Source organism: Bradyrhizobium sp. CCH5-F6 (assembly GCF_001556045.1).
Classification (GTDB): Bacteria; Pseudomonadota; Alphaproteobacteria; order Rhizobiales; family Xanthobacteraceae; genus Bradyrhizobium.
Genome location: NZ_LSIC01000028.1, coordinates 1 through 12,687 on the forward strand (window position 1 = coordinate 1; position 12,687 = coordinate 12,687).

Below are 12,687 nucleotides of genomic sequence, written 5' to 3' on the forward strand. Positions count from 1 at the left end.
CGCGTGAGCGCCGTCTCGAAGGACGAGGCGTGCGCGCAGGCCGCCGCAACGAGCCAGATGCGATGGCCCTGCCTTCGCCGGCGTCGGTCAGTGCGTGGGAGTTTCGGTGCGGGCGGGCTGCAGCCTCAAATCCGATAGCCGCTTGCCCGCCAGCTTGAGCCAGGGCGCCTGCTTGAGCGCGAAGAGCGCGATGGCGCCTGCGGTGCTGCCAGCCTGCGTGATCGCCCACATCGGCGATGGCTGCGCGCCGAACAATTTCTTGTATGGCTCGTCGCCAATGGTGAAATCGAGCATTTGATCTCCGCGCTCGATGCAATCCCGCGCCACTTGTTCGAACATCAGCGCGCCCAGGGACTGGCTCCTGTAGCCGGCGATGTCGAAGGCGCTCATGATGATGAGAAAGGTGCCGCGGTGGCACAGTCCGAGCACGGCGGCAATGACTTCGCCGTCCATCTCCATGGCATAGAGGCGGACGAAGGAGCCCAGGCCGCGAAGGGCAACGTCGGAATAGAAGCCGTAGTATTTTGGGCGCTGAAGTAGGTCTCCGTCGCCCTGCGCGTGAAAGCGCGGACCACGAAACTTCCTCATCACGTCCAACGCCTCGAGCACGCAGGCGACGTCGCCACAGCATGAGAAGCTCAGCGCGCCCTTCTTCTGGAGCCGACGATATTTCTTTGCGAGCTCCTTCTGATAGGAGCGGTCGATCGCGCTGGCCCGCCATTGCTCGAATGGCGCAACGAGAACCGTCGCATAGGCATTGGTGTCCATCGATACGCGGCCGGATGCACCCAGGAGGTTTTCGATCGCAAGCCGCCCGTCGGGCAGCTTGACCATTCGGAGCAGATCGAAAGGACGGACAAGGCGCCGGATCTGCGCACATGCAGCCGCGTCGTCGAGCAGTTGGGAGAACACGTCCGGGCTACAAACCGGCGCCAGATAGTCGGAAACGCGGAGGTCGGCGAACTCGACGGTTCGTAGCGGACCGCGCCTGATCCGGAGCAGGGGCAGCACCATTGCAAGGGCGTCCGTCGCTCGGTAACGGACCACGACGACCAGAGGTGTTGCACCCGCCTCCGGCGCGAGCCTGGTGTAGAGGCTATGCAGCCAGATCGGATGCTGGAACGCAGTGGCGGCGGATCGATCAAACAGCTCTGCGTATTCCGGGGACAGAAAGTCGAACGACTGCTCGACGACGATGTCGAACGCGTTGCCAAGCTTGTTCATGAGCAATCAGCTAAACCAGATCATTCGCGAGCGTCGATCGCGCTTGGCTTGGCTTATACCAAGGTCGTTACCAGGGGCAGACACCGGCAGCGCGCGATTTGCATGAATGCGTTCAACGACGTTCGTATCGTTACCGAATTCTTAAGATGCCCGGGGCGTGCGACTCGGGCCGACGACGAGATCGTGTGCGGCCGGCTCGATGCCAGATTCGCTCAGCCAGCTGGAATTCACAACTCGGCGCATGCGAAGGCTGGAAGAGATTCTGCCGCTCGTCGTGGGAAGTGCCGACGACCTGGATTGGCATAGGCCCATCGGCAGGGTTTGACGGAGCAAGCTTCGATAGCGCGCGTCAGGCGTGAAAAGCACGATTTCAGGTGTGCAGTCGTGTCTCCGGAGCATCGACGCGGTGCCTCGGATCGGCTGCACAGTTTTGCTGCAGTACGATACGAATCGTGGCAGCTTTCGCTGCAATAACGCGCTTGACTTCGCAGCTGATCTCAACGACCGTGCTACGCAAGCGTTGGGCAGTTCGGCCCGTGAACGCAGCGAGTTTCAACCATTTCCAACATCGCGCGGGTTTCGCGTGCTCGGTTGGCGGCGAGGGCGCCCTCGGCTTAACGGCCGATGGGCGCCTTTTTCATTTTGGGACGAGTGATGGCGCGGACGACATATCGCATCGGCGTAATGCTCTCGACGATGGGGTCCTATAGCGTCGTCGCGAGGTCGATGCTGAACGGTGCGCTGCTCGCCTTTCGCGAGATAAACGCGAGCGGCGGCGATATTGCGCTCGAGCCGGTCGTCGTGAATCCGTCCGGCGACCTCGCGAGCTATCGCTCGCTCAGCCTCGAGCTTCTCGGTTCCGGCGTTCGGCATGTGGTCGGCTGCTACACCTCGTCGAGCCGCAAGGAAGTGATCCCGTGCTTCGAGAAGCTCGACGGACTGCTGTGGTACCCCTCTCACTACGAGGGATTCGAGAGTTCCGATAACGTCATCTACACCGGCGCGGCGCCGAACCAGCACGTGCTGCCGCTCGTCGACTACCTGGCATCCCGCCTCGGTTCGCGTGCCTTCTGCGTCGGCTCCAACTACATCTGGGCCTGGGAAAACAACCGCATCTTCCGAGAGGCATTGATTGCGCGCGGTGGCACCGTGCTCGCCGAACGTTATCTCTCGGTCGGCGATACCGAGGTCGACCAGGTGATCGCGGCAATCATCGACCAACGGCCCGACTTCGTCTTCAACAATCTGATCGGTACCAGCGCCTACGCGTTCTTCCGGGCGTTCCGGGCCGCCTGCCGCGCGCGCGGCATCGATCAGGCCGCGGAGATCCCGATCGCGAGCTGCACGCTCTCGGAGCCAGAATTGCCGGAAATCGGTCCGGATGCGATCGACGGACACCTGTCCTCGAGTGTCTATTTTTCTTCGCTGAACTCGGCGGAGAACGGCGCCTTCATTCGCGCCTACACCACGTCCTTTCCGGATGGGCCGGCCTCGTCGGCGGACGCCGAAGCGTCCTACATCGCCGTCAAGCTGCTCGGAGCGGCCTTGTCGCAGGCGGGTACCGACGACGCCCGGACGGTCCGCGCCGCCGTGGCAGACCAGCGGCTGCACGCGCCGCAAGGCGAGGTTCGCATCGATCGCCAGACCTTCCACGCCTGGCTCACCCCTCGGATCGGCCGATCGACCGCCAGCGGGCAGTTCGAAGTGCTGCTGGAATCCCGCGAGCCGATCGCGCCGGATCCCTATCTCGTTCAGTCGTCGCCGCGCTTTGCCAGCGCAATGCGCTCTCCACATTTGAAGGTGGTGCAATCATGAGCTCCCGACTGCTGCAGAATTTCAAGGGCGGCCGTGCCATCGTCGTGACCAGGCGAGGAGGGTGGGAGAGCGCGCTCGAAACGACGCTGGCCAAGCTCGGCGTTTCCACCGAGTACCCGGAAATCGTCGACGGTCGTGCTCAGATCGATGTCGCGAGTCTGCAGGCCGACCGTGACATCCTGTTCATCGACGGCGATCTCGAAGGCGCCGTCGCCATCGAGGTCAATCCCGCCTCGCGATTGCCGCCGGCGCCGGTGATCGGCCTCGTCGGCGTCGAAGCCCCGAGCCGGCTCAAGGCGCTGGTCAATCTGGGCGCGACCTCATTCCTGCGCAAGCCGGTGCATGGCGGCGCGGTCTACACGTCTTTGTTCATGGGCATCAACCAGTTCCTGCTGCGCGCCGAGATGTATGAGCGCCTGCAGGGTCTCGAGGAGCGCCGCCGCGGCCGCCGCGCGGTGATCCGGGCCGTCATCCTGCTGATGCGGCAGGATGGCCTCGACGAGGAAGGTGCTTATTCCCAGCTCCGCCGCGAGAGCATGCGCGCGCGGCAGAACATGGAACTCTATTGCGAAGAGTTTCTGAGCAAGCGGGCGAAGCCGCCCGACACGTCCGGCCGCACGACCGGCATCACGCTGCAAGGCGGCAACAAGCAGGCCATCTAGGAGAAGCAAAATGAACAAGTCTGTATTGCGGGGGCTGCGCGCCGCAGCCCTCTCGGGGACGCTTGTCCTCGGATCACCCGTTGGATCACATCTGGCGCTCGCGGCGGAAAACCCGATCAAGCTCGGCGTGCTGGAGGACCAGTCCGGCGACTTCGCGGCGGCTACGATCGGCAAGGTTCACGCCATCCAGCTCGCCGCCGAGGAGATCAACAAGGCCGGCGGCATCATGGGCAGGCCGCTGGAGCTCGTCACTTACGACACGCAGTCCGACAACACCCGCTACCAGGAGTTCATGCGGCGTGTGCTCCAGCGCGACAAGGTCGATGTCGTGTTCGCTGGATTCTCGTCGGCCTCGCGCGAGGCGTATCGCCCGATCGTCGACCAGTTCAACGGCTTTGCCTTCTACAACAACCAGTATGAAGGCGGCGTCTGCGACGGCCACATGATCGTGACGGGCGCCGTGCCCGAGCAGCAGTTCTCGACGCTCATTCCCTACATGATGGAGAAGTACGGCAAGAACGTCTACACGCTCGCAGCCGACTACAATTTCGGCCAGATCTCGGCGGAGTGGGTCCGCAAGATCGTCAAGGAGAACGGCGGCAAGATGGCCGGCGAGGAGTTCATCCCGCTCGGCGTGTCGCAATTCTCGCAGAGCGTCCAGAACATCCAGAAGGCCAAGCCGGACTTCGTGGTCACCTTGCTGGTCGGCACCGCTCAGGCCTCCTACTACGAGCAGGCGGCCTCCGCCAACGTCAACCTGCCGATGGCCTCCTCGGTCAATGTCGGCCAGGGCTACGAGCACAAGCGCTTCAAGCCGCCGAGCCTGAAGGACATGTACGTCACCACCAACTACATCGAGGAGATCGACTCGCCCAAGAGCAAGGAGTTCTACGCCAAGTTCAAGGCCAAGTTCCCGAGCGAGCCCTATGTGAACCAGGAGGCGGAGAACTCCTATCTCGCCGTCTATCTCTACAAGCAGATGGTGGAGCGCGCGAAGTCGACCAAGCGCGAGGAGATCCGCAAGGTGATCGCGCTGGGCGACGTCTGCATGGACGCGCCGGAGGGCAAGGTCTGCATCGACCCGAAGAGCCAGCACATGTCGCACACGATCTATCTCGCCAAGGTCGGCGCCGATCACTCGATCTCCTTCCCGAAGGTCTGGGAAGACATCAAGCCGTACTGGCTGGGTGAGGCCGGCTGCGATCTCACCAAGAAGGATCCGATGGCCCAGTACACGCCGTCGAATCCGCCGCCGAAACCCTGACCGGCGGCTGATCGCCCCGGCGCTTGCGGCGCGCCGGGGCGGTCACGGACATCTGCGGCGGCGCCGCATCCTCCCACATCCTGGTTGATTCATGGACATCGCGACCCACGTATTCTCGGCGCTCTATCAATTCGGCGACGCCTTCGCATTCCTGGTGCTCTCGGCCTGCGGGCTCGCGGTGATCTTCGGCATGATGGGCGTGATCAATCTTGCCCATGGCGAGTTCAACCGGCCGCTCGACACCATCGTCGCGACCTGGGGACTGAGCCTGATCGCCACGCAGGGCACGCTGATCATGGTCGGCTCGACCATGGCAGGCGTCGGCACGCCGTTCGGCAGTTTCCAGGTCGGCGACTACTCCTATTCGATTTATCGCATCGTGCTGTTCTTTGCCGCATTCGGCGTGCTCGCCGCGCTCTATGCACTGTTCAACTGGACGCGGTTCGGCGTGCTGGCGCGCGCCACCATCCAGGTGCCGCATATGGCGGCTGCGCTCGGCGTCGACACCCGCCTGATCTACAGCCTCACCTTCGCCTGCGGGGCGGGGCTCGCCGGTCTTGCCGGTGGTCTCTATGCGCCGACCATGACGCTGGTGCCGACCATGGGCGCAACCTTCATCATGGAAGCCTTCGTCACCGTGGTAATCGGCGGCGCCGACGTCTTCCTCGGCACGGCACCGGCCGGCGGCGTGCTTGCGGTGGTGAAGTCGGTGATGACGTCCTGGCAGGGACAGCTGTTCGGCCAGATCGGTCTGCTGGTCGCCGTCATCATCGTCGTCCGGGTGTTGCCGAAAGGCATTTCCGGCTTCGTGCTGCGCGAACGCACCTGACGGAGTGATCGCGTCGTGACCGGTCTCCTCGCAATGTTTCGCCGCCTCGAAGGCCCGCAGACCGTCGGTCGCGGTCCGGCCTTCTGGAGCCTGTTCGCGCTGGTGCTTGCTGCCGCACTCGCGTATCCGCAGTTCAGCGACGGCTACACGGTCGGCAACACCGTCTACTTCTTCGTCTGGGTGTTCATCGCACTCAGCTTGTGCCTGATCTGGGGCTATGGCGGCTCGCTCTCCTTCGGCCAGACCGCCTTCTTCGGGATCGCAGGCTATGGCTACGGCATCCTCACCATCAATTTCGGCTCCGCCTACGGCTTCACGCTGCTGGCGCTGGTGATCGCGGTAGCGATCGCCGCGCTGTTCGCGGTCCTGCTCGGCTACTTCATGTTCTTCGGACGCATCGCCGGGGTGTTCCTCGGCATCGTCACCCTCGCGGTGACCCTGATGCTGGAACGCTTCATGGCACAGACCGCGGGGCCGGAATGGCACATCGGCAGTGCGCGGCTCAACGGCTTCAACGGCATGAGTGCGATGCCGCCGCTGACCATCCCCTGGCCGGGCGAGCCGATCGTGCTGTTCGCCGATGTCGGGCTCTACTACCTCGTGCTCGGGCTTCTCGTCTTCGTCTATCTGGCCTTGCGTATCCTGATGAACTCGTCTTTCGGCAATGTCATCGTCGCGATCCGTGAGAACCCTGAAAGGGCGGAGATGCTGGGTTACGACGTCCGCAAATACCAGCTCATCACCTTCGTCATCGGCGCTGCGCTCGCGGGTCTGTCAGGCGTGCTCTACACGGTGTGGGGGCAGTACATCACGCCGTCGAGCATGGGGATGACGGCCGCGTCGCTGCCGCTGATCTGGGTCGCGGTCGGCGGCCGCAGCGACCTGACGTCGACCGTGATCGGCACGCTGGTGGTCCTCGCCGCGTTCCAGGCGCTCACCATCTATGGCAGCCAGTACGCGCTGGTCTTCATGGGCGTGCTGCTGGTGCTCACGGTGCTGATTGCCCCGAACGGTCTCGTGCTCGGAGCGATGAACTGGCTCGGCCGCATCGCCGCCCGCTTCACGCAGAGGGCCGGCTGATGTCGCTGCTCGAACTGCGCAAGCTGAACAAGCACTTCGGCGGTCTGCACGTCACCAATTCCGTGGATCTCACGCTGCAACCCGGCGAGATCCATTGCCTGATCGGCCCGAACGGCGCCGGCAAGAGCACGCTGTTCCGCCTGATCCTCGGCGAGCATCATCCCGGCAGCGGCGACATTCTCTTCGCCGGAGAGAACATAACTGCGCTGAAATCCTTTGCGCGGATTCACCGCGGCCTTTCGGTCAAGTTCCAGGTGCCCGGCGTCTTCAAGGGCCTGTCGGTCCGCCAGAACCTCGAGATCGCCCTGCAGAGCCGGCATCGCGGGGCGGAGCTGGAATCGGAGATCGGCCGGCTGCTGGCCTTCCTCGGGCTGGAATCGGAGCAGGCGCAGATCGCCGGCAATCTCAGCCATGGCCAGAAGCAATGGCTCGAGATCGGCATGGCGGTCAGCCTGAAGCCGCGCCTTCTTCTGCTGGACGAGCCCACCGCCGGCATGTCGCCCGAGGAAACCCACATGACCGGCGAAATGGTGCAGCGGCTCAATGCCGACGGCATGACGGTGCTGGCCATCGAGCACGACATGGCCTTCGTCCGGCAGGTCGCGCACCGCGTCACGGTGCTGCATCTCGGGCAGGTTTTCGCGCAAGGCTCGATCGACGAGATCGTGGCCGACGAACGCGTGGCGGCGATCTATCTGGGGCAGGCCCATGCTTGATCAGCCGCGCAAGGAAGTGATCCTGTCGACCCTCGCCTTGCGGGCCGGCTATGGCGGCAAGCCGGTGCTCCAGGGCCTCGAGATCGAGGTGCGGGAAGGGGAGATCGTGGCCGTCATCGGTCGCAACGGCGTCGGCAAGTCAACGCTGATGAAGAGCCTGATCGGGCTGGTGCCGGCGATGAGCGGCTCGATCGTCTTTCGCGGCGAGGCGGTGGAGTCTCTGCCCGCGCACAAGCGAGCGCGCCTCGGCATGGGCTATGTGCCACAGGGGCGCGACGTGTTTCCGCGGCTGACCGTCGGCGAGAACGTCGCGGTCGGCGCAGCGATCAAGGGCGGCGGCATTCCCGAGGCGGGCCGGCGCAAGATCGTCGAAGCGTTTCCGATCCTCGAAGAGCGTTGGCATCAACGCGCCGGTACCATGTCCGGGGGGCAACAGCAACAACTCGCGATCGGACGGGTCCTGATCGCCGATCCCAACCTCATCCTGCTCGACGAGCCCTCGGAGGGCATCCAGCCCAACATCGTCCAGGACATCGCGCGCAACATGGTCGAGCTCAACCACAGGACCGGGGTGACGATCATCCTGGTCGAGCAGAATCTCGACATGATCCGCGCCATGGCGCAGCGCTGCTACGTCATGGACAAGGGACGCATCGTCGCAAACCTCGATCGCGCGGCGCTCGACGACGCGGCCGAGATGCGCCGTCATCTCGCGGTTTGAAGACCTACGCCAACGACAGAAGGAGAAAAGCAAATGTCCTGGCAGAAAGACTCCATCATGGCCCGCAAGGGCATCGCCAAGGGCGAGCGCGGCACCAGCTACACGATCACGGAAAGCGAGCAGGGCAAGTACCACTATGTCTATGGCCCCTATGTGGAGCCGGTGCTGACGGTCGACCCGGGTGCCGTCGTCTCCGCGGAGACCCATGACGCGTTCGAGGGCGCCATCAAGAACGAGACCGACAGCCCGTCGAAGATCCTCAACTTCCCGTTCCTCAATCCGCAGAACGGGCCGATCCACGTCAACGGCGCCGAGAAGGGCGATACGCTCGCGGTCTATATCGAGAGCATCGTGCCGCGTGGGCCGCAGCCGCGTGGCACCACGGTGATCATGCCGGAGTTCGGTGGTCTGGTCAGCACGGGCAACACGGCGCTGCTCAATCCGTCGCTGCCCGAGCGAGTCAAGAAGCTGGAGATCGACGCCAAGACCGGCACCAAATGGAACGACAAGATCACGTTGCCCTATGAGCCCTTCATCGGCACCATCGGCACCTCGCCGGAGATCGAGGCGATCTCGTCGCTGGTCCCGGATTACTATGGCGGCAACATGGATTTGCCCGACGTGGGCGTCGGCGCCATCATCTATCTGCCCGTCAATACCAAGGGCGCGCTGCTCTATCTCGGCGACTGCCATGCGGCGCAGGGCGACGGCGAGCTCTGCGGCGTCGCCATCGAGCATCCGACCGTGACCACGGTGCAGGTCGACCTGATCAAGGGCTGGACCATCGCCTGGCCGCGGCTCGAGACCCAGGACTTCATCATGACGATCGGCTCGGCGCGTCCGATGGAGGATGCAGCCCGCATCGCCTATCGCGAACTCTGCCGCTGGATGGCGGCGGACTACGGTTTCGACGAGATCGATGCCTACATGCTGCTGACCCAGGCCGGCCGGGTGCGTCTCGGCAACATGGTCGATCCGAAGTACACGCTCGGCGCCTCCATCAAGAAGTCCTATCTCGGTTGAGGCCAGCCAGCTCATGTCCACCGTACACAAGGTCGCCACCGTCCAGTTCGAGCCGGTCATGTTCGAGAAGGAGCGCAATATCGCGCGCCTGCTCGAACTCTGCGAGCAGGCGGCGGCGGCCGGGGCGAAGCTCATCGTCACGCCGGAAATGGGAACCACGGGTTATTGCTGGTTCGACCGTGCCGAGGTTCGGCCCTATGTCGAGCGGATTCCGGGGCCGACCACCGACCGGTTTGCGGCGCTGGCACGCAAGCATGATTGCTACATCGTGGTCGGCATGCCTGAGGTCGACGAGGACGGCATCTATTTCAACTCGGCCGTGCTCGTCGGGCCCGATGGCATCGTCGGTCGCCATCGTAAGACGCATCCCTATATCTCCGAACCGAAATGGGCGGCGGCGGGCGACCTGCACAACCAGGTGTTCGACACACCGATCGGACGGATCGCGCTCCTCATATGCATGGACATCCATTTTGTGGAGACTGCGCGACTGATGGCGCTCGGCGGCGCGGACGTCATCTGTCATATCTCCAACTGGCTCGCGGAGCGAACGCCGGCGCCTTACTGGATCAGCCGCGCCTTCGAGAACGGCTGTTACGTGATCGAGAGCAACCGTTGGGGTCTCGAGCGCACAGTCCAGTTCAGCGGCGGGAGCTGCGTGATCGCGCCGGATGGCCAGGTGATCGCGGTCCTCGACAAGGGCGACGGGTTCGCGCTGGCCGACATCGATCTCGATATTGCGCGCGCGCGCCACGTGATGGGCGAGCCCGTCTTCCGTCAGCGTCGGCCCGAGCTCTATCCTGAGTTGCTCACCGACACCTTCAGCTGGAATCCGCACGACTTTTTCGGCCTCTACGGCCACGAGCCCTGGCCTGAAGGCGTGCGGTCGCGTATTGCCGCGGCCCAATTCGCACCCGGTGCCGATGTTGCGCGAAATCTCGAGGCGATCGCGAGTCTCGCGCGACAGGCCAAGGCCGACGGTGCAGAACTCGTCGTCTTCCCGGAACTCGCGGTCAGCGGCCTGGCAGATCCAGCGAGATCGGCGCAGCCGATACCGGGCCCCGCCACGGAGAGCCTGCGCGCGGTCGCCGCGCAGCTTCAGATCTACATCGTCTTTGGGATGGCCGAGCGCGCGGGCGATGCCGTCTACAACAGCGCCTGCCTGATCACGCCGGATGGAGAAATCACACTCTATCGGAAGACGCATCTGATGGAAGAGGAGCGGGGCTGGGCCACAGCGGGCGATGATTGGGCCGTGGTCGACACGCCGATCGGGCGAATAGGCCTCTTGATCGGCCACGATGCGGCGTTTCCGGAAGCGGGGAGGGTGCTCGCACTTCGCGGCTGCGACATCATCGCATGCTGCGCGGCGGTCAAGGGACCCTTCGGGTCGCCACATCCGGGGACTTCCGTTGTGCAGCCAGCACCGATCCCGACCGGCGCCGATCCGCATCATTGGCATCACTTCCGGGTCCGCGCTGGCGAGAACAACGTGTTCCTGGCATTTGCCAATGTATTCGATCCCGAACACGGCTATCCCGGCTTGAGCGGCGTGTTCGGCCCCGATACGTTCGAATTCCCGCGCCGCGAAGCGATTGCAGCGGACGGCACGAACCTTGCTACTGCTCTCGTCGACACCACCAATCTCGACAGCGTGTATCCGACCAACGTCGTGCGACGAAAGGATCTCGTTTCGATGCGGATGCCGCACAGCTATCGAGGGTTGGTGAGAGCGACGGCAAATAACCACTGAACGTGTGAATCTACTGGGAAGAAGGAGCCGATCATGGATCTAGGACTTGCGGGCGCCAAGGTTCTCGTCACCGGCAGCACCAAGGGGATAGGCCGTGCGATTGCGGAGACCTTTGCCGCCGAGGGCGCAAATCTCGGCATCTGCGCGCGCAGCCAGGCGGACGTCGACAGCACCGTTGCAGCGCTCAAGAGCAAAGGCGTCGCGGCCTTCGGCGCCGCGGTCGACGTGTCCGATGGTGCGGCGCTCAAGGCCTGGGTGGCCGACATGGCGACCAAGCTGGATGGAATTGACGTCGTCGTCGCCAATGTCAGCGCGCTCGCGATCGGCCAGGATGACGAAAGCTGGGAGAAGGAGTTCTCCACCGACATGATGGGCACAGTCCGGCTGGTAAACGCAGCCATGCCTTATCTGGAGAAGAGCACAGCCGGCGCGATCGTCACGATATCGAGCGTCTCCGGGCGTGAGGTCGATTTTGCGGCCGGCCCCTACGGCACCTTCAAAGCTGCCATCATCCACTACACGCAGGGTCTCGCCAATCAGCTCGCACACAAGGGTATCCGCGCCAACACGGTCTCGCCGGGCAACACCTATTTCGAAGGCGGTGTCTGGAACACCATCAAGGACAGCAATCCCGAGCTCTACAAGACGGCGCTTGCGCTCAATCCCACGGGCCGGATGGGCACGCCGCAGGAGATGGCGAACGCCGTCGTATTTCTCGCAAGTGGCGCCGCCAGTTTCATCACGGGAACGAACCTCGTCGTCGACGGTGCCCTGACGCGGGGGGTGCAATTCTGAGGCGTGAACACTGAGTCACCCGCGTCATCATTGACCGCGTGATCGCGCAGGGACAGCGTAGCCATTGCCGCCCGTATTGTGCAGGGCAACGCTCTCCCTATGTGGATTTTCGGGACCCCTCATTGTGCAGGATAGCCCGACCCACCGGCTCTCAGAGACGCACTCCGGTCGTAGCGAAAGCTTGCGCGACGGGCTCCTGAAGGCGATCCAGGACCATCATCCCTGCAATCGCGATCACCAGGGCCGCGACGCAGCCAAGCACAAAAGCCTTCATCCCCAGCCTCCTTCGATTGGAATGGCAAGCCATCTATACGACACGGCTTATCGCGAGCAAGCTCGTTGATCGCTTCAATGCATGCCCGGTCCTATGGGCTTTTGAACATCGGATCGGCGGAGAACGTCTTGCCCAACAGGCCAAGAAGCTGAAGCTCGCCGCCGGTCAAATCGATCTGCAGATTGCGAGCAGAAACGCGAGCGCCATGGTGAGAGGAGGGGCGGCTTCTCGGTGCCTTGATGGCCTGCAGGATACCCCCCGCGCGGAGAATGCGCAGCCGCGCAATCATCCGCACGATTGGCCCCGTCCGCCCTGCATGCCGTCTTCCTCGACGTGAGCAGCCCGAGCCTGCGGATCTGTCGGTCTTCAAGGATGCCAAGCTGGCCTGTTGCGCTGCACGATTCGGAACGGAAGGAGGTCTTGCAAGTTTAGTGAGCGCATCGGAGGAACCCGCGTGAGATTATCGAGAGCGATTTTGTGCTTCGCAGCACTTTGCCTTGTTGAGAGCGCCTTGGCGCAGCCCGCGCAAAC

13 protein-coding genes are annotated in these 12,687 nt (G+C 63.6%); 10 read left to right on the forward strand and 3 right to left on the reverse strand.

Features of this window, described 5'->3' with window-relative positions; genetic code table 11:
* Positions 1-87 precede the first annotated feature (87 nt).
* Complete coding sequence (locus tag AX729_RS05360) at positions 88-1,224, reverse strand: GNAT family N-acetyltransferase (protein WP_061020916.1); 1,137 nt, start codon at positions 1,222-1,224, stop codon at positions 88-90.
* Positions 1,225-1,878: 654 nt separating this feature from the next.
* Here AX729_RS05360 and AX729_RS05365 point away from each other — a divergent pair.
* The 10 genes from AX729_RS05365 (at position 1,879) to AX729_RS05410 (ending at position 11,882) form a co-directional block, all read left to right on the forward strand.
* Positions 1,879-3,039 carry a transporter substrate-binding domain-containing protein gene (locus AX729_RS05365; protein ID WP_061020871.1) on the forward strand — a complete coding sequence of 387 codons (1,161 nt, stop codon included), beginning with the start codon at positions 1,879-1,881 and terminating at the stop codon, positions 3,037-3,039.
* Positions 3,036-3,701: an ANTAR domain-containing response regulator gene (locus tag AX729_RS05370; RefSeq protein WP_061020872.1), complete on the forward strand. Its 666-nt coding sequence runs from the start codon at positions 3,036-3,038 to the stop codon at positions 3,699-3,701. The genes AX729_RS05365 and AX729_RS05370 overlap by 4 nt, the downstream gene beginning before the upstream one ends.
* 10 nt (positions 3,702-3,711) lie before the next feature.
* Positions 3,712-4,965 carry an urea ABC transporter substrate-binding protein gene (locus tag AX729_RS05375; protein WP_061020873.1) on the forward strand — a complete coding sequence of 418 codons (1,254 nt, stop codon included), beginning with the start codon at positions 3,712-3,714 and terminating at the stop codon, positions 4,963-4,965.
* 91 nt (positions 4,966-5,056) lie between these two features.
* Positions 5,057-5,794: an ABC transporter permease subunit gene (locus tag AX729_RS05380; protein ID WP_061020874.1), complete on the forward strand. Its 738-nt coding sequence runs from the start codon at positions 5,057-5,059 to the stop codon at positions 5,792-5,794.
* A 33-nt stretch (positions 5,795-5,827) separates the two neighbouring features.
* Entirely contained in the window at positions 5,828-6,874 is a 1,047-nt protein-coding gene (locus tag AX729_RS05385) for a branched-chain amino acid ABC transporter permease (protein ID WP_502686898.1), read from the forward strand.
* On the forward strand, positions 6,874-7,590 hold the full coding sequence (locus AX729_RS05390; RefSeq protein ID WP_061020876.1) for an ABC transporter ATP-binding protein: 717 nt from the start codon (positions 6,874-6,876) through the stop codon (positions 7,588-7,590). The genes AX729_RS05385 and AX729_RS05390 overlap by 1 nt, the downstream gene beginning before the upstream one ends.
* Positions 7,583-8,311: an ABC transporter ATP-binding protein gene (locus AX729_RS05395; protein WP_061020877.1), complete on the forward strand. Its 729-nt coding sequence runs from the start codon at positions 7,583-7,585 to the stop codon at positions 8,309-8,311. Before AX729_RS05390 ends, AX729_RS05395 begins: the two co-directional genes overlap by 8 nt.
* A 33-nt stretch (positions 8,312-8,344) precedes the next feature.
* Positions 8,345-9,334: an acetamidase/formamidase family protein gene (locus AX729_RS05400; protein WP_061020878.1), complete on the forward strand. Its 990-nt coding sequence runs from the start codon at positions 8,345-8,347 to the stop codon at positions 9,332-9,334.
* A gap of 13 nt (positions 9,335-9,347) precedes the next feature.
* Complete coding sequence (locus tag AX729_RS05405; RefSeq protein ID WP_061020879.1) at positions 9,348-11,087, forward strand: nitrilase-related carbon-nitrogen hydrolase; 1,740 nt, start codon at positions 9,348-9,350, stop codon at positions 11,085-11,087.
* Between the two features lie 33 nt (positions 11,088-11,120).
* Positions 11,121-11,882 (forward strand): SDR family NAD(P)-dependent oxidoreductase, encoded by a 762-nt coding sequence (locus tag AX729_RS05410; RefSeq protein WP_061020880.1) that lies wholly within the window; start codon positions 11,121-11,123, stop codon positions 11,880-11,882.
* Positions 11,883-12,033: 151 nt separating this feature from the next.
* On the opposite strand, the gene AX729_RS41485 is transcribed toward AX729_RS05410, so the two are convergent.
* Together AX729_RS41485 and AX729_RS05415 are read right to left on the reverse strand one after the other, a co-directional pair.
* A complete protein-coding gene (locus tag AX729_RS41485) occupies positions 12,034-12,156 on the reverse strand; it encodes a hypothetical protein (protein ID WP_283807783.1) in 123 nt (40 codons plus the stop codon).
* A 91-nt stretch (positions 12,157-12,247) separates the two neighbouring features.
* Positions 12,248-12,451 (reverse strand): hypothetical protein, encoded by a 204-nt coding sequence (locus AX729_RS05415; RefSeq protein WP_156456739.1) that lies wholly within the window; start codon positions 12,449-12,451, stop codon positions 12,248-12,250.
* Positions 12,452-12,687 lie beyond the last annotated feature (236 nt).